This is a genomic window from Pseudomonas sp. 8(2025), assembly GCF_052665325.1.
On sequence record NZ_JBQOIE010000017.1, the window covers coordinates 56,314 to 72,635 of the forward strand.

Annotated in this window: 12 protein-coding genes; 6 read left to right on the forward strand and 6 right to left on the reverse strand. The window is 66.1% G+C overall.

Going from position 1 to position 16,322, the window contains the following annotated elements; translation table 11 throughout:
- Positions 1–5: 5 nt before the first annotated feature.
- Both ACUXVH_RS26510 and ACUXVH_RS26515 read right to left on the reverse strand, forming a co-directional pair.
- Complete coding sequence (locus tag ACUXVH_RS26510) at positions 6–1,280, reverse strand: EAL domain-containing response regulator (protein WP_065364335.1); 1,275 nt, start codon at positions 1,278–1,280, stop codon at positions 6–8.
- 2 nt (positions 1,281–1,282) lie between these two features.
- Positions 1,283–4,120, reverse strand: coding sequence for a hybrid sensor histidine kinase/response regulator (locus ACUXVH_RS26515; RefSeq protein WP_065364334.1), 2,838 nt, complete (start codon positions 4,118–4,120; stop codon positions 1,283–1,285).
- Between the two features lie 249 nt (positions 4,121–4,369).
- On the opposite strand from ACUXVH_RS26515, the gene ACUXVH_RS26520 reads away from it, so the two are divergent.
- On the forward strand, positions 4,370–7,387 hold the full coding sequence (locus ACUXVH_RS26520) for an autotransporter outer membrane beta-barrel domain-containing protein (protein ID WP_065364333.1): 3,018 nt from the start codon (positions 4,370–4,372) through the stop codon (positions 7,385–7,387).
- On the opposite strand, the gene ACUXVH_RS26525 is transcribed toward ACUXVH_RS26520, so the two are convergent.
- Positions 7,369–8,331: an SDR family oxidoreductase gene (locus ACUXVH_RS26525; RefSeq protein ID WP_065364332.1), complete on the reverse strand. Its 963-nt coding sequence runs from the start codon at positions 8,329–8,331 to the stop codon at positions 7,369–7,371. The two genes, ACUXVH_RS26520 and ACUXVH_RS26525, sit on opposite strands and share 19 nt — an antisense overlap.
- Before the next feature lie 92 nt (positions 8,332–8,423).
- Between ACUXVH_RS26525 and ACUXVH_RS26530 the strand changes: the two genes are divergently transcribed.
- The 4 genes from ACUXVH_RS26530 to ACUXVH_RS26545 all read left to right on the forward strand — a co-directional run bounded on the left by ACUXVH_RS26530 (position 8,424) and on the right by ACUXVH_RS26545 (position 12,359).
- Positions 8,424–9,329 carry a LysR family transcriptional regulator gene (locus tag ACUXVH_RS26530; protein ID WP_011061908.1) on the forward strand — a complete coding sequence of 302 codons (906 nt, stop codon included), beginning with the start codon at positions 8,424–8,426 and terminating at the stop codon, positions 9,327–9,329.
- A gap of 87 nt (positions 9,330–9,416) precedes the next feature.
- A complete protein-coding gene (locus ACUXVH_RS26535) occupies positions 9,417–9,965 on the forward strand; it encodes a dihydrofolate reductase family protein (protein WP_019096132.1) in 549 nt (182 codons plus the stop codon).
- On the forward strand, positions 9,958–10,500 hold the full coding sequence (locus ACUXVH_RS26540; RefSeq protein ID WP_015636058.1) for a TetR/AcrR family transcriptional regulator: 543 nt from the start codon (positions 9,958–9,960) through the stop codon (positions 10,498–10,500). Before ACUXVH_RS26535 ends, ACUXVH_RS26540 begins: the two co-directional genes overlap by 8 nt.
- 239 nt (positions 10,501–10,739) lie before the next feature.
- Positions 10,740–12,359: a serine hydrolase domain-containing protein gene (locus ACUXVH_RS26545; RefSeq protein ID WP_065364331.1), complete on the forward strand. Its 1,620-nt coding sequence runs from the start codon at positions 10,740–10,742 to the stop codon at positions 12,357–12,359.
- A gap of 34 nt (positions 12,360–12,393) precedes the next feature.
- Here ACUXVH_RS26545 and ACUXVH_RS26550 read toward each other — a convergent pair whose 3' ends face one another.
- Positions 12,394–13,116 carry a helix-turn-helix transcriptional regulator gene (locus ACUXVH_RS26550; RefSeq protein WP_011061904.1) on the reverse strand — a complete coding sequence of 241 codons (723 nt, stop codon included), beginning with the start codon at positions 13,114–13,116 and terminating at the stop codon, positions 12,394–12,396.
- Positions 13,117–13,618: 502 nt separating this feature from the next.
- On the opposite strand from ACUXVH_RS26550, the gene ACUXVH_RS26555 reads away from it, so the two are divergent.
- Positions 13,619–14,173, forward strand: a complete 555-nt coding sequence (locus ACUXVH_RS26555) for a hypothetical protein (RefSeq protein WP_019094352.1) — start codon at positions 13,619–13,621, stop codon at positions 14,171–14,173.
- A 79-nt stretch (positions 14,174–14,252) separates the two neighbouring features.
- Here the strand turns inward: ACUXVH_RS26555 and ACUXVH_RS26560 are convergent, their stop codons facing one another.
- Positions 14,253–15,284: a FecCD family ABC transporter permease gene (locus ACUXVH_RS26560; protein WP_053159269.1), complete on the reverse strand. Its 1,032-nt coding sequence runs from the start codon at positions 15,282–15,284 to the stop codon at positions 14,253–14,255.
- Entirely contained in the window at positions 15,281–16,321 is a 1,041-nt protein-coding gene (locus ACUXVH_RS26565) for a FecCD family ABC transporter permease (protein WP_011061901.1), read from the reverse strand. Before ACUXVH_RS26565 ends, ACUXVH_RS26560 begins: the two co-directional genes overlap by 4 nt.
- Position 16,322: the final 1 nt, after the last annotated feature.

Sequence of the window (16,322 nt, forward strand, 5' to 3'; positions counted from 1 at the left end):
GAGATTCAATCGTCGGAAGTTTTTCGCGATGCGGCGTAGCGGGATGTCTGGCATGGGAGAGAGGAGGCGGGCCGGGTAGGTGACGAAAAGGGTGGAGTAACAATGCATCCCAGCAGTTGTGTGAAGGCGTCCAGCTCCAATGCGGCGGAAATAAGATACCCCTGGGCACTGTCGCAGCCAATCTGGCGCAGAAATTCCAGGTCACGGGCCGATTCCACGCCCTCGGCCACCACTTCCAGGCCCAGTTGCCGGCCCAGTTGCACCGCGGCCACCAGGGCTGCGGCGCGGGCATCGTCGGCTGCGGCGCCATGCACGAAGTGGCGGTCGATCTTCATCTCGGTAAAGGGCGTGGAGATCAGGCTGTACATGGAACTGTAGCCCATGCCGAAGTCGTCCTGTGCCAGGCCGAAGCCTTTGAGGCGCAGGCGGCTGGCGCCCATATGATACTGCCCGGGGGACAGTGGCCGCTCGGTTTCCAGCAGCTCGAAGCAGATATCGCTGGTGGCCAGCCCCGAGGCGAGGGTGAGCTGCTGCAACTGGTCGGGCAGGCCGGGGTCGTCCAGCAGACCGGTGGGCAGGTTCACCGATACGCTGAGGCGGTGGCCCAGGCGTTGCCAGTGCTGCTGCGCCTGGAGGGCGTCGTCGAGCATCAGCAGCAACAGCGCATGGTCCAGCTGGCAGCGGCTGATGGAGGCAAGGAACGAGTCCGGCATCAGCAGCCCGAAGGACGGACTGTTCCAGCGCACCAGGGCCTCGGCGCCGACGATCCGGCCAGTGCTCAGCGAGCGCCGGGGCTGGAACCGGGCCTTGAGCTCGCGGCGTTCGATGGCCCGCTCCAGGACCTGGCGGTCGAACACCGCCTCGTGCTCGGGCCGGGCTGCCAGCACCGGGTCCTGGCTGTTGCCGATGATGGCGCTGATCTGCTCGACGTGGATCGCTTCCAGGGGCTTGGGGAAGGTGCCGAGTACCGCCAGGCCCTTCTCCTTGGCCATCAGGCTGACGCTGTTCATCAACCGCCGCGAGCAGGACGAGACGATGGCCAGGATCGGCACCTGGTCGACACCGGTCAGGGCATGGATGAACTGCACTCCATCCATTTCCGGCATGTGCAGGTCCACCAGCACCAGGTCGTAGACCTGCCGGTGCAGCATGGCCAGGGCCTGGCGCGCATCGAGGGCGCTGTCCACCCGGCCGAACCCGGCCGCCTGCAACAGGTGCCGGGCCTGCAGGCAGTGGATCGGATGGTCGTCCAGCACCAGGACTCGCAGGGGCTTGAGCATGCTCAAATGACTTTCCTCTTGATGGATTGCAGTACCTCGCTCAAGGCGTCCAGGGGTACCGGCTTGATCAGCAAATGACGGATTCCGGCCGACTCGCAGTGGCTGCGCAGCGCCGGGGAGAGCTCACCGGTGATACCGATGATGGGGCCGCAATACCCCCGCTCGCGCAGGGTGCGGGCAAACGACAGACCGTCCATGTGTTCCATCTGCAAGTCGGTCAGCACGCCGTCGAAGGACAGCAGGTCGGTGCGTTTCAAGGCATCGACGGCGCTGGCGCAGGCCACCATCCGGTTGCCCAGGTAGCGGCCCTGCTGAAAGATCACCTGCAGCGACAGGGGGCTGTCGTCCACCGCCAGCAGCTTGAGGTCCAGGCTCGGGGCCAGGGCTTCGGGGGAGGCGAAGCACCGTTCGGCGACGATGCCGGACTGGGCCTGGGCCACGGCGTTGCGCAGGCTGTCGAGGCTGAAGGTGCGGGCCACCCAGCTGTCGCCGGCCTGGCGCTGCGGCGGGCCCATGCCGGGGGCGTGCATGAGCACCCGCGGGCCGCTCCAGGCCACTGGCCGCGAGGGGCCGAGAAAGGCTTCCACCAGCACCGCCTTGCGGGTCGGCGGGTCGCGTTCGGCCACATAGGGAATGGCCAGGGCGCCCCAGCGGCGCAACCAGTGGCAGAGGTTGAGATTCACTTCCTGGATATCCCCGCGCACATACACCGGGGTCACCCCCAGGCGCGGCAGGTCCGGCGCCGGGGCGGCGGTGCAGGGTTCCAGGGCCAGGCTGAAGCTGAAGCTGGAGCCCAGGCCCGGTTCGCTGATGGCGCTCAACTGACCCTGCATCATCGTCGCCAGCCGTTGGCAGATGGCCAGGCCCAGGCCGGTGCCCGGCGCCTTCTGGCCCAGCCAGCTGGGCACCCGGTAATAGGGTTCGAACAGGTTGGCCTGGAACTCCGGGGCGATCCCCGGGCCGCTGTCCACCACCTGAAAGCGCAGGCGGGGCGCCTGGCTCGGGCCCGCCTCGGCATGCAGGCGCAGCACCACATGGCCGGACTCGGTGAACTTGATGGCGTTGCTCACCAGGTTGTTGAGGATCTGGCGAATGCGTTCGCCGTCGCCCACCACTCGCTCGGCGACATTCGGGTCCAGGGTCACGTACAGGCGCAGGCCCTTGCTGCGGGCCCGGGCCGAGTAACTGAAGGCCACTTCTTCCACCAGCCGCACCGGGGAGAAGGGGGCGCTGGTGAGGCTCAGGCGGCCGGACTCGATCAGTGACATGTCGAGGGTGTCGTTGATGGTTCGCATCAGCGCCGAGGATGCTTGCTGGGTGGCTTCCAGGTAGTCGCCCTGCTGGGCGCTGAGGGCGGTGGTGCGGAGCATTTCCAGAGAGCCGAGGATGCCGTACATGGGCGTGCGGATCTCGTGGCTCAGGGTGCTGAGGAACAGGGTCTTCTCGTGGTTGGCCTGGTCCGACAGCAGCTTGGCCTGCAGCAGCGACTGTTCGGCCACCTTGAAGTCGGTCACGTCGCTGATGCAGCACAGCACCGCCGCCACGCCGTTGTAGCCGGTGGGGGCACAGGTCAGCTGGATGAAGGTGCCGTCGTCCAGGGCATGTTCGATGGCATGCACCCGGGCAGGCGGCTCGTCGAGGATGCGCTCGCGCAGGCCGGGCACCGAGGCGAGCCAGCGGCGCCCGGATTCATTGCACAGGATCAGCCGGCCGTTGTCGCGCCGCATCAGGCACAGGCCCACCGGCGCCACCTCGATGAAGCGCCGGTTGAGGGACACGCTGTCTGCCAGGGCGCTGTAGTGGCGCACTGCGGGTTCCACCAGGCGCAGGCGGATGTAGCGCGCGCCGAGAAAGATCACCGCGAACAGAAGCAGGGTCACCAGCAGGGTGGTGTACAGGGGGCCACGGCTGTCGCGCAGCAGTTGGCTGACCGGTGCGTAGTACACCAGGCGCCAGCCGGCGTTGCCCACGGATTTATTGAGCACGATGTAGTCGGGCAGCCCGCCCAGGCGGTGCAGGCCGAAGGAGTCCTCGTCGGCCTGCAGGCGCGACAGGCTGCCGGGCACTTGCCAGTTGGCGCTGTGCAGCACCAGTGCGCCGTCGGCGTCATACAGCAGGTATTTGCCCTGGTGCAGGCCCAGGGGGTCCAGGGCCAGGTCGATCTCGGTGAGCTCCAGGCCCAGCCAGCCCTCGCTGGCGTGATGCTCGTCCACCGGGCGCAACAGGTACACCTGCTTGTTGCCATCGATGCCGGCCCAGTACCACAGGGTCCGGGCCTCGGGGTGTCGGGCCAGCAGGTCCTGTACCGCACGCTGGTCGAGCTGGCGCAGCCAGGGCGCGTCCACGGCCTTGCTGGGGGGCTGGCCGGTGCCGGTGGCCGCTGGCTCGTAGAGAGTGCTGACCAGGCCCTGTTCCGGCACCAGGTACAGCAGCTGGCTGTGGGTGCTGTCCACTTCCACCAGGTCGCGGGCAGTCAGCACCAGGGCCCAGCGCCGGGAGGGAGTACTGCCGAAGGGCAGTACCCGCAGTTGCTCGTTACTTGCCAGAAAGTTGCGTGCCGTTGAACTAAGGCGCTCATCGCTAGTGCGCACGGCCGAAGAAGAAATGGCCTTCAACAGGCTTTCCCGTTGATTGAAGAATTGTTGTGCGTTAAATGCTGCTGCGTTCATTTGCCGGCGGTAGTTGGAGAGGGTTTCATTAAGTGACCAGTGGACCACGAAACCGGCAATGATCAGGATGCAGGACAGCAGGCTGTACATGAAAAGGCGCAGCAGGGCCACCGGGATATAGGCCCCGGAGAAGTGGCTGGTAAACGCAGGGAAGTGGGCTTGTGTATGCATCGGCCCATAGTAAGGAGAACTATCTATATCCCTCTTCAGAATATTCTTAATGCCAGGGGCTTTAAGAAGATTCTCATTTTTTAGTTCACCTATTGACTTCAGGCTTTCGACCCTCTTGTGCTCTAACGCAAAGGTTTGAAAGTTATGGTTCTGGTTAAGAAAACGATAAGCCTCGCCGTCAGCTCCGCGCTGTCGTTGATGACGCTTGTTGCTCAGTCTGCAACCGCTGCTGATTATGAAAAAATCGACTTGTCCTCGCCCGAAGGTGAATCCCTGACCCTGGATGATGCGTCTGTCGATTACACCGGCCGTGGGCCGGCGGTGCGGGTCAGCGGCGCTCAGAACCAGTTGCAGGGCCAGGGCTACGATATCCGGGCCACGGCGGACAGCCCCAACAGCGCGGTGGTGGGCGTGCAGGTGGACGCCGGCGGCAAGGCCGAACTGAGCGGCGTGACCATCAGCACCGGCGGCTCGGATTTCGCCACCGGGGCCCAGGCCACCGGCGCCGGCAGCCAGTTGACCCTGAACGATGTGCAGATCACCACCAGCGGCAACCAGAGCCGCGGCGTGGTGGCCAGCGCTGGTGGCCAGGTGCAGGTGGCCGGTGGCTCCATCACCACCTCGGGCAACCAGGCCGATGTCTTGTCCGCCTCCGGCATGGGCTCCAGCATCCTGGCCTCGGACCTGACCCTGACCGCCACTTCGACCGGCTCGGTCAATGCGGTCCGCGCCGCCGATGGTGCGTCCATCGAACTGCAGCGCGTCAGCATCCAGTCCAGCGGCTTCATTGGCGCGGTGGCCGTGGAAGGGGTCGGCTCCTCCCTCAGCGCCGACGGCGTCGACATCACCGCCGAGAATGGCCGTGGCATCGGTGTGACCAGCGCCGCCCTGACCTTTCGCAACGGCAGCATCAATGCCAAGGGCGACGGCATCACCTTGAGCAGCCTGTACCAGAAACCGGGTGGCACGGCGGTGGTCAGCCACAGCCGGATCACCTCGCAGAATGGCAACGGTATCAACGTCAACGCCGACCAGGCCGCGGCCGATCTGGACAGCGTGCAGGTCACCGCCCTGGGCGACTATGGCGTGGCGATCTGGATGCCGGGCAGCAACACCCGGGTGGACGTCAAGGACAGCATTCTGCAAACCCGTGGCCAGAGTGCGGTGGCCATCGACAACCGTGGCGGCGTGTTCACCATGGACGGTGGTTCCATCAGCACCCTTGGCGACAACTCCCATGCCCTGTACGCCTCGCCGGACACCACAAACAGCCCCGGTGCGGTGTTCAACGTCAGCCGCGTGCTGATCGAAACCAGCGGCCGGGGCTCCGTGGGGGCGCTGGCCCGCATGGCGGGGGCGAGCATCAGCCTGAGCAACAGCAGCATCGTCACCCACGGCGACCTGGGCTATGGCCTGTTCGCCTCGGGCCGCGGTGCCAGCGTGGAGCTGCAGGACAGCGACGTGCAGACCGCCGGCGAGCAGGCTCACGGCCTGGCCATCAGCAACAACGCCACGACCCGCTTCCAGGGCTCGACCGTGGTCACCAACGGCAGCAACGCCCATGGCATCGTCAGTTTCGCCACCGGCGCCGGGGTGGTGAACGATGTGGAGGTCACGTCCAGCCATATCCAGACTGAAGACGGCGCCGGCATCCTGGTCAACGGCGGAGGCCTGACCACGCGCTTTACCGACAGTAGCCTGGTGGGCCGCAGCGGTGGCGAGCAGGGCACCGCGCTGTGGATCACCGACCGCGCCAGCGGGGTGCTGGCCGGTGCGGTGCAACTGGACGCCGTGCGCTCGAACCTGTTCGGTGATGTGCTGGTGGACGGCGGCAGCCTGCAACTGTCCCTGGCCGACCACTCCAGCCTGGACGGGGCGATCAAGGGCGGCAGCCGTGATACCCAACTGAGCCTGGACGACAGCAGTGTCTGGACCCTGCGCGGCGACTCCCAGCTCACCCGCCTGGCCAACAACGGCGTGGTGGAGTTCGCCGATCCCGGCCTGGCGGGGGCCTTCAAGCAGTTGCAGGTCAGTGGCGACCTAGAGGGCGACGGCCACTACATCATGAACACCGACCTGGGCCTGCAGCAGGGTGACCGGTTGATCGTCGGCGGCCAGGTCACCGGCAACAACGACATTCTGGTGCGCAACTCCGGCAGCGAACCGGGGGCCGAGGGCCAGAGCCTGACCCTGGTGCAAAGCGCCGGTGGCCCGGGTTCGTTCAGCCTGGCCAACCGCGGTGGGGTAGTGGATGCCGGGACCTATCGCTACGGTCTTGCGGCCGATGCCCAGGGCAACTGGAACCTGGTGAACGTCGGCCGTACCCAGCCGGCGCCGGGGCCGGACAACCTTTCCACCGGCGCCAGCGCGGCGGTCAACAGCAGCGCCATTGCCACCTTGCGGGCCACCTGGGATGCCGAGCGGGCAACCCTGGTACAGCGCCTCGGCGACCTGCGCCAGGGGGCCGATCGCCAGGGTGTGTGGATCCGTGGTTTCGGCCAGCAGCAATCCCTGGACAACGGCGTTGGCCGGACGTTTTCCCAACAGGTACAGGGCACGCAACTGGGCATGGACACCCGGCTCGACACCGCCGGTGGCACCCTGGTGCTTGGCGCGCTGGCCGGCTACAGCCAGACCGATCGCAACTTCAAGGGCGAGGGCAGCGGCAAGCTCGACAGCTACCACCTGGGCGGCTATGCCACCTACCTGGATGACTCGGGCTGGTACACCGACACCTTGGTGACCCTGAACCGCTGGTCCACCCGCCTGGATGTATGGGGCACCGACGGCGCCAAGGTCTCCGGGCATTCACGCAGCAAGGGCGCGGGCCTGTCGGTGGAAGCCGGCAAGCAGATCGATCTGGGCAACCGCTGGTTCGTCGAGCCCCAGGCGCAGGTTTCCATGCTCTATGCCCGCTCCGACAACTACCGCCTGGACAACGGCCTGCAGGTGCAGCCCGGCGATGGGCTGTCGACCCAGATCCGCACCGGTGCCCGGGCCGGGCGCAACCTGCAGCTGCAAGATGGCACACGCTTGCAGCCCTACCTCAAGGCTGGCTGGGTCGAGGATCTGTCGGCGCAGAACAAGGTCCGCACCAACGGCATCGCCAGCCGTCCCGATGGCAACGGCGGTGGCTGGTATGCCGGGGTTGGCGTGACCGGTGAGCTGAGCCGCCAGCATCAGGTGTATGCCGAGGTCGAGACCAGCGAAGGCTCGAACATCGACCGGCCCTGGGCCGCCAACCTCGGTTACCGCTTCACGTTCTGAGGGGCACTGGCGCTCGCCGCGAGCGTCTGGCGCACCCCTTCGGTATAGGACGTCTTGGCGATCGGCCCGATCAGAGCTTGCAGGGCCGAGTCGTCGAGGATCAGCGGCGAGCTGATCAGGTAATGCATCTCCACCATCTCGCGCAGCAGCGGGTCGAACAGCCCCAGCAGGCGCAGCAGGGGCTTGCCGATCACCCGCTGCTTGAAGCGGGTACCGCCGTGCTGCCGGATCAGTTCCAGCAGCTCGCGCTGGCTGGTGACCCCGGCGCCGCCCAGGTGCCAGGTCTTGCCGAAGGCTTCGGGCTGCTGGATCAAGCGACAGACCACCGGCCCCACGTCGGGAACGAAGACAAACTCATGGGGCCGGTCCAGGGGGCCTACCAGGTTCGCCGTGCCGCCCTGGATCGCGGCCTGGAACGCGCCGTGCAGCAGGCTTTTATCGACCCCGGGCCCGTAGAAGTCCGGCAGGCGCAGCACCGTGGTCTGGATCTTGCCGTCGGCATGGGCCTTCCATAGCAGGTCTTCCTGGGCCTTGCGCATGCGGCCCTTGAAGCTGTTGGGCTGGCGCGGATGCTGCTCCGCCACCGGGTTGCTGCGAGCCATGCCGTAGGGATAGACGGTGCCGATCAGCAGGATCCGGCGCACCCCGGCGGCGATGGCGCCGTCCAGGGTCTGGCGCATCAGTTGCGGGTGCAGTTCGAAGCGCCAATAGTCCACCCCTACCAGATAGATCAAGGTGTCGATGCCGGCTGCTGCGGCCTCGACCGAGGCGGGCTGGTCGGGGTCCCAGGTGACCGGCTCGGCCAACGGGTCGGCGCCATAGGCCTTTAGCAGGCTGCTCTGGCTGCGGCCCACCACGCGGTAGGGCTGGCCCTGGCTGCGCAGGGTCCGAGCAATGCTCTGGCCAATGGCGCCGACGGCGCCGAACAAGGCTACTTGGGGCATGACGGGGTTCCTCGTGGATGAACAGAGCTTGCAGAGTGCGAGTTCCTCGGCTAAATGGAAATTGCCCAGACTTCGATGGTTTCTATAAAAAAATGCATAGCCCCACGGATACTCCCCCCCACTGGGACTGGTACCGCACCTTTCTCGCAGTGCTGGACAGTGGCTCCCTGTCTGCCGCCGGCCGCGCCATGGGTTTGACCCAGCCCACGGTGGGCCGGCATATCGACCAGTTGGAAGCGGCCCTGGGCCTGAAGCTGTTCACCCGTTCCTTCGACGGATTCGCCGCCACCGAAGCGGCGCTGGAGCTCAAGCCCTACCTGCTGCAGCTGGCGGCGGGGGAGGCGGCCTTGCGCCGGGTGGCCAGCAGCCATGGCGCCGGGGTGCAGGGCAGTGTGCGGATCTCGGCCAGCGAAATCATCGGGGTGGAGGTGTTGCCGCCGATTCTCGCCACCTTGCGCCAGCAGCATCCGCAGTTGGTGGTGGAGCTGGTGCTGTCCAACCGTGCCGACGACCTGCTGCAACGCCAGGCCGATATTGCCGTGCGGATGTTCCGCCCGACCCAGGAAGCGCTGCTGGTGCGCCGGGTCGCCGACATCGAACTGGGCCTGCATGCCCACCGGGACTATCTGCAGCAGCAGGGCACGCCGCTCTCGCTGGAGCAGTTGGCCGGGCACGCCCTGATCGGCTTCGATCGTGAAACCGCGTTTATCCGCCGCCTGCAACAGCAGTACCCGATGCTGGCCCGGGGCGCCTTCGCCTGGCGCAGTGACAGTGACCTGGCGCAGTTGGCGGCATTGCGCGCGGGGTTTGGCATTGGTGCCTGCCAGGTACGCCTGGCCGAAGCTGATCCACGCCTGGTGCGGGTCCTAGCGGAGCAGTTCGCACCGAGCCTGGAAGCCTGGGTGGCGATGCATGAAGACCTGCGCAACAGCCCGCGCTGCGCGGTGACCTTCGCCGCGCTGGTGCAGGGGCTGGCGGCCTATGCCGGGGGCGATTGACCGCCAGGGTGTCGGCAAGGGTTGCCAGGTGGCCCCGGCAGTGGCTTATCATACGCTGTATGTTTAAGCCCCCAGGAGGCAACGCCCATGGCATTCGGCAAGGTATTCATCGCCACCTCGGTCGATGGTTTCATCGCCCGCAACGACGGTGCCATCGACTGGCTGCCCAGTGGCGAGTCCGGCGAGGACTACGGCTACGGCGCCTTCATGGCGTCGGTGGACGGAATTGTCATGGGCCGTGCTACCTACGACAGCGTGCTGGGTTTTACCCCCTGGCCTTTCGACAAGCCGGTGGTGGTGCTCAGCCGCACCCTCAGTACGCAGGACGTGCCGCAGCGCCTGGAGGGCAAAGTACGCATCAGCGCGCTGCAACCGGTGGAGCTGGTGGCGCAGTTGCGGGCCGAGGGCTGGAGAACCGCCTACATCGATGGCGGCACCCTGATTCAAGCCTTTCTCCAGGCCGGGCTGATCGATGAAATGACCCTGACCCGGGTGCCGGTGCTGCTGGGCACGGGCCGCCCCCTGTTCGGCGCACTGCCCCGGGACCTGCACCTGCGCTGCGTCGATTCCCGGCGGTATCGGGATGGGCTGGTGAGCACCCGCTACCGGGTGGAGCGGGGCGCCGTCCATGACTGACCGGCCCAAGCGCAGCGGCCGCCCTGCCGCAGGGCGTGAACTGAGCCTGGACCAGGTCCTCGACGTGGGCCTGGAGCTGCTGGAGGAGCTGGGGCCCCAGGGGTTCGGTGGCCGGGCCCTGGCGCGGCAGCTGGGGATTACCCCGATGTCGGTGGCCTACCACGTGGGCGACCAGCGCAACCTGATGCGCCTGCTGGTGGAGCGGGTGCACGCCGAGCCGCTGGCCGAGCCGGCAGCGCAGTGGCCACCCGAGGCAAGAATCCAGGCGCTGTTGGGGGAGTACATGGCCCGGGTCCGCCGCCATCCGGCGCTGACCCTGTGCGTCCTCGGTGACCCGCAGCTGTTCGGCGGCTCCCTGGCCACCTTCAGCCAGCGCTTGCGCGAGGAAGTACGGGCCTTCGATGCAGACCCGGCGCTGTTCGACCTGCTGGTGGACTACAGCCACGGCCACGCCCTGGCGCTGGCCCTGGCCGGGGAGGGCGCGCAGGCGCTGGAGGGCGCTTTCGAAGCGGGGCTGCGCCGCTTGCTGCGCTAAGCGGCTTTCTACAGGGCGCCGGCGAGCATCGCGGCAAAGCGCCGGGCTGGCCATTCCTTGCGGTCCGACACCTGGCCTTTGCCCATTCCAGGGCAATCCTCCCGGCCCGGGCGTTCATTACATCCCTGCACCTTTGTTCACAGAAAATCACCGACCCACGACAGATTCCAACACCGCTGCTGGGGATACTGGCGCCTGCTCCGCCGGAGCGCCAAGGACCGACGTGACTGGAGAACCCCATGCATAGACTGTTGACCGCCGTACTGATCTCGACCCTGGGGGCGGCCTCTCTGGTTCGTGCCGATGGACCAGCGCCATTTTCCAAGGTGTTCGAGGATATTTCGGCCGACCAGCCCGGCTGCGCCGCCGGGGTGATGCGCGGTGGCAAAGTGATCTGGAGCGCAGGCTATGGCGCCGCCGACCTGGCCACCGGAGCGGCGATCCAGGCCGATACCCTGTTCAACCTGGCATCGGTGTCCAAGCAGTTCACCGGCTTTGCCATCCTCCAACTGCAAGCCCAGGGGCGCCTGAGCCTGGAGGACCCGGTGCGGCGCTTTCTGCCGGAGCTGCCGGCCTATGCCCAGGGCATCAGGATCCGTCACCTGTTGCACCACACCTCAGGGCTGCAGGACTACATGCTCCTGGCCGAACTGGCGGGGATTCCCCTGAGCCAGCGCTTTACCCAGCAACAGGCCCTGGACCTGCTGGTGCGCCAGAACAGCCTGATGTTCCCGCCCGGCAGCGAATTCAGCTACAGCAACAGCGGCTACGTCCTGCTGTCGAGCATCGTCGAGCGAGCCAGCGGCCTGTCGCTGAAACACTATTCCCGGGCGAACATCTTTTTGCCCCTGGGCATGGATCACTCAAGCATCGTCGATCAGTACCCGGTGCAGTTGCCGAACCTGGCCCGGGGCTATGAACCGGGCGGGCAGGGCAAGGCCCAGGTGGCGGTGGATGCGCGCTGGGAGCAGACCGGCGACGGCCAGGTGCACAGCAATGTGGCGGACCTGATGCGGTGGTTGCGCAACCTATCCACCGGGCGGGTCGGGGGCAAGGCGCTGGTGGAGAACATGCGCCAGACCGAGCCCCTGAACGACGGTGATCCCGGCTATTACGGCATGGGCCTTGCCAACCGCAGCTACCGCGGGCTGCAAGAGCTGTCCCACAGCGGCGGCTGGGCCGGTTTCAACACCGACGTGGCCTGGTACCCCAAGCTCGATGTGGCCACGGTGGTGCTGTGCAACAGCGATGACGGCCGTGCCTCGGAGCGCGGCCGCCAGTTGCTCGATACCCTGCTGGGCTCGCCGGCGCCGTCCGGGGAAGCGGACATTCCTCCGCCACCCCCGAGCATCCGGGCGCTGCCCAAGGCCTCGCTGAAAACGCTGGTGGCCGGCACCTACCTGGACGATGGCGGCCATCAGTTGCAGCTGCGGCGCAGCGGCAAGGGTTGGAGCCTGGAAACCTTCCCCGACGTCCTGCCGCTGACCCGGCAGAGCGATGAGGTGTTGGTGGCGGACAACGACGGCACCCCGATCTACCTCGCGGCGGCCCCGGGAGGGCGGATCGCGCTCAACAACCCGGCCTCGACCTATGCCCTGGCCCCGCCCTGGAAGCCCGATGATATCCGCCCCTACGTCGGCCTCTATACCCTAGAAACCAGCCCCGGACAGCTCAAGGTCCATGCCCGGCAAGGCAAGCTTTATGTACGCATCGGCCTGTACACCTACCCGATGCAGCCCCTGACCGCTGAGCGTTTCAGCGCCGGGGAACTGGGGGTGCTCAGCTTTGCCGAGCAAGGCGCGGTGCTGACCAGCAGCGTGGCGCGCAATCTGCGGTTCGGGAAAGTCTTTGCGCCATAGCACGATACGCAGGCCGCAGGTGTCTGTACGCGCTTCATATCTTGCCTTTCTTGATGGCCAGGGCCAGGGCCTGGTGCTTGTTGGGGCTGTCGAGTTTTTGCAGGATCTTGGCGATGTGGTAGTCGATCGAGCTTTTGCTCAGGTGCATGCGCATGGCGATATCGGTGGAGGACATGCCATCGGCGGTGTAGCGCAAGATATCGATCTCGCGATCATTCAGGGCTTGCTGATGATCGTTGAAGATGCGCTGCAGGGAGTGTTGGCGGTTGATGTAGTCGATCAGCTTGGCGTAGACCTTGAGGACGCAAGCCGACCAGTCGAGGGGGTCGACGCCTTGCAGGGAACCCTGCTTCAACGAGGCGATCGACAACACCCCGTAGTTGCCGAAGCTGCAGGGCAGGCCGATGCTCATCCCGGAAAGAAAGCCATAGTCCTTGCCCGCCTGGAGAAACAGTTTGCTCTCGATGAAGTCGTCGCTCCATATCGTCGGGAAGTAGGGGGTCGGAGAATGGATCTTCAGGATCGGGTCCACTATCCAGAATTTTTCCGCTTCGTAGTCCCGGCGCCAGGCGTAGCTGTAGCTATCGATGTTGTAGACAACTTTGCTGTGGGACTTCAGATCCGAGCGCAGTATGAAAGAGAACTCGGTGTGGTTGGTTTCTCGTTCCAGCTCGGTCCTGATCTCATCACATAACTTGCTCGGGATATTGACTCTCTTGAACTCTATCTCGGGCGATCTTCTCGTATAACGTCCCATTTTCTACTCCTTTAGAATCGGCCTGAAAAATGCGTGGGGAAAGGCCAGAAGTGCGCTTTTCCGAACTCAAGCCGGGACTTGATCCGCACCTCGTGGTGTTTGATCAAGTTGCCTTGGAGGTTCCAGTGTAGTTGCTGGCGAGCGTTTGAAAATGCTGCGAAGGGACGCTGCATACTCCTTGGAATCAGTGCCGGAACTGTTCTGTCAGGTTCTATGAAGTGGGTACTGATGAATTTTGCGGGCACCGTTGAGCGGGGCCGAATGAGCCCCGGGAAGAGGGCGCAAGGAGTCAACTTGTTTGGCAATAGACGCCATTCTGGATATGCAGAAAGATTATCGAAAAGAGGACCGGTAGGCCGTCTCGAAAAGTGCGGGAGGAAGATTTGGTAAAAGTACCAATTTCAGCTTGATTGGGTCGCTTTATAGTCGTTTTCAGCAAGTTGCCATAGCGACTTAGCTGGCAAGAAAACCGTGACCCAACTCTGGAAAAAAGGACTTTGAAATGAACTCGAACCCTGCCAACAAAGTGACTGAAGAACAAAAAAATGCCTTGTTCGTGCTGTCCAAGGTCGCCTATGACGCCGCCGTCGCCCAACGTGTCGAGATGGCCGCAGGCAAACCCGGCCTGGCCTCCTCGCTGAGCCAGCAGCCGCATCCCCAGTCGCTGTGCGGTTGTGGCTGCCAGGAGTATGTGTGCGGCTACTACTGCTTCAGTACCCAGGGCTGTGGATGCAGCAGCTACCTTTACATCAGCTCGAACCTGACCACCATCGGCCCGACGCAAAGCCAGGGCATGCCCGCGCATTTCAACGGCAGCGCGAACGGGCCGATGAACGCCGGCATCAACCTGTCAGATGTCTACATGAGTGGGGTGTTCCCGGATGTCAACAGCGTGGTCAACCACACGTTGCCATTCAACCTGGAGATTTCTTCGGGGGCGGTCACCATGACGTTTTACGACCAGGGGCGGGTGCTGGGGGTGATGCACTCGCTGCCGGGGCACTACTACAACGGCTATTTCCATGGTAGTGGCACCGGGACCTTCACTCTGGCCTGATGGCTGGAGCCTGGTGGACCACCTGGGGCAGGCGAGCCTATTGCTCGCCTGCGTCTTTTTATGCGGTACACGCCGAGGCTCAAACCCGCCGGCTACGGCCCAGCAACCACAACAGGTAGAAACCTCCCAGCAGGCCGGTCATCAGGCCGATGGGCAGGTTGGCGTGGAACGCCAGGCGCTGGCTCAGCAGGTCTGCGGCCAGGAGCAATACCGCGCCCATCAGCGCGCCCGACCCCAGCGGCACGTCGGCGCTGCGGGTCAGGCGCCGGGCCAGTTGCGGGCCGGCCAGGGCGATAAAGGCGATGGGCCCGGCAGCGGCGGTGGCGATGGCAGTGAGGCCGACGGCGGCCAGGACCATGATCAATCGGGTGCGCTCCACCGCGACTCCCAGTTGGCTGGCGGTGGCGTCGCCCATTTCCAGCAGGTTGATGCGCCGGGCGTGGTACAGGGCGATCGGGGCGATCAGCAGCAGGCCCAGGGCCGCCGGCAGTACATGGGACCAGGTGCGGGTGTTCAGCGAGCCGGCCAGCCACAGTTGGGCGAACATCGCCTGGTCGAGGTTGCCGCTGACTAGCAGGATGCTGTTCAGGCCGGACAGGCTGGCGCCCACGCCGATGCCCACCAGCACCAGGCGATAACCCCCGCTGCTGTGGCCGTTTCGCGCCAGCAGCAACACCAGCAGGGCGGTGCCCAGGCCGGCCGCCACTGCCGCCAGGGACGTGGCCAGGGGGCCGGCATCGAACAGCATGATCTGCACGATGGCGCCACTGGCGGCGCCGGTGGTGAAGCCGATCACGTCCGGCGAGCCCAGGGCATTGCGCGAGATCGACTGGAAGATCGCCCCGGCCATGCCCAGTGCCGCGCCCACCAGGGTCGCGGTCAGGGCCCGGGGCAGGCGCACGCGTTGCAGCACCCGCTGGGCGGTGGGGTCCTGGCCCTGGCCCAGCAGGTTGGCCAGCACCTGTTCCGGGCCCAGTGACAGGCTGCCGGTACCCAGCAGCAGCGCCCAGAGCAGCAGCATCGCCACCAGCAGCACGGCGCAGACCAGGGCCGTGCGCGGTTGCCAGCGCAGCGAGAGCGAGCCCAGGCGCAGGGCCTTGAGCCCCTTCACAGGCGGCTCAGGCGAAAGCGCCTGACCAGTACGATGAAGCACGGCCCACCCAGCAGCAGGGTGATGATGCCGGCGGCGATTTCTTCCGGCGCTGCCACCACCCGGCCGAGCACGTCCGCCCCCAGCAGCAGGCCGGCGGCCAGCAGCGCCGAGTAGGGCAGGATCCAGCGGTAGTCGGTGCCCACCAGCATCCGCGCCAGATGGGGCGCCACCAGCCCGACAAAACCGATCGGCCCGGCCACGGCGGTGGCGGCACCGGCCAGCAGCATCACCGCCAGGCAGGCCAGTAGCCAGGTCAGGCGCAGGTTCACTCCCAGGGCGCGCCCCAGGTCCTGGCCCAGGGCCAGGGCGTTGAGCTGGGCGGCGATCCCCAGGGCCAGGGCCAGGCCCAGCGCGATGGCCAGGGCCGGAACCTGCAGCAGGGCGAAGCCGCTGCCGGACAGCGAGCCCGCGGCCCAGTGGCGAAAGTGATCGAAGACCTCGGGCGGGCTGTTGAGCACGATGATCCCGGTCAGTGAAGTCAGCATCACTGACAGTCCGGCGCCGGCCAGCACCAGGCGCACCGGGTTGGTCCCGGTCTCATGGGCCTGCCCCAGCAGGAACACCACCACTCCCGCCAGCCCGGCGCCGCCGAACGCCAGCCACAGGTACTCGGCCAGGCTGGTCAAGTGCAGCAGCGCCACGCCGCCGATCACCGCCACGGCGGCGCCGGCATTGATGCCCAACAGGCCCGGTTCGGCCAGCGGGTTGCGAGTCACCGCCTGCATCACCGCGCCGGCCACCCCCAGGGCGAGGCCGGCCAGCAGGGCGATCAGGGTCCGGGGCAGGCGCAGTTCACGCAGGATCAGGTGCTGGTCGTTGTGCAGGTCGGGTGCCTGCAACGCCTGCCAGGTCACGCTCAGGGGGATCGCCCGGGAGCCGATGGCCAGGCTCAGCAGGGCCAGCACCAGCAACAGCGCCAGCCCGGCCAGCAGGCCCCAGGTGCGGTGGTGAGGGCGCGACAGCGGTCGGGCCAGGGGCTGGGCGACGAGGTTCATG

What these genes read in the sequence shown, in the direction of transcription:
- ACUXVH_RS26510 (WP_065364335.1), bottom strand. Translation starts at nt 1,280, where the DNA reads ATGCTCAAGCCCCTGCGAGTCCTGGTGCTGGACGACCATCCGATCCAC.
- ACUXVH_RS26515 (WP_065364334.1), bottom strand. Translation starts at nt 4,120, where the DNA reads ATGCATACACAAGCCCACTTCCCTGCGTTTACCAGCCACTTCTCCGGG.
- ACUXVH_RS26525 (WP_065364332.1), bottom strand. Translation starts at nt 8,331, where the DNA reads ATGCCCCAAGTAGCCTTGTTCGGCGCCGTCGGCGCCATTGGCCAGAGC.
- ACUXVH_RS26530 (WP_011061908.1), top strand. Translation starts at nt 8,424, where the DNA reads ATGCATAGCCCCACGGATACTCCCCCCCACTGGGACTGGTACCGCACC.
- ACUXVH_RS26535 (WP_019096132.1), top strand. Translation starts at nt 9,417, where the DNA reads ATGGCATTCGGCAAGGTATTCATCGCCACCTCGGTCGATGGTTTCATC.
- ACUXVH_RS26540 (WP_015636058.1), top strand. Translation starts at nt 9,958, where the DNA reads ATGACTGACCGGCCCAAGCGCAGCGGCCGCCCTGCCGCAGGGCGTGAA.
- ACUXVH_RS26545 (WP_065364331.1), top strand. Translation starts at nt 10,740, where the DNA reads ATGCATAGACTGTTGACCGCCGTACTGATCTCGACCCTGGGGGCGGCC.
- ACUXVH_RS26550 (WP_011061904.1), bottom strand. Translation starts at nt 13,116, where the DNA reads ATGGGACGTTATACGAGAAGATCGCCCGAGATAGAGTTCAAGAGAGTC.
- ACUXVH_RS26555 (WP_019094352.1), top strand. Translation starts at nt 13,619, where the DNA reads ATGAACTCGAACCCTGCCAACAAAGTGACTGAAGAACAAAAAAATGCC.
- ACUXVH_RS26565 (WP_011061901.1), bottom strand. Translation starts at nt 16,321, where the DNA reads ATGAACCTCGTCGCCCAGCCCCTGGCCCGACCGCTGTCGCGCCCTCAC.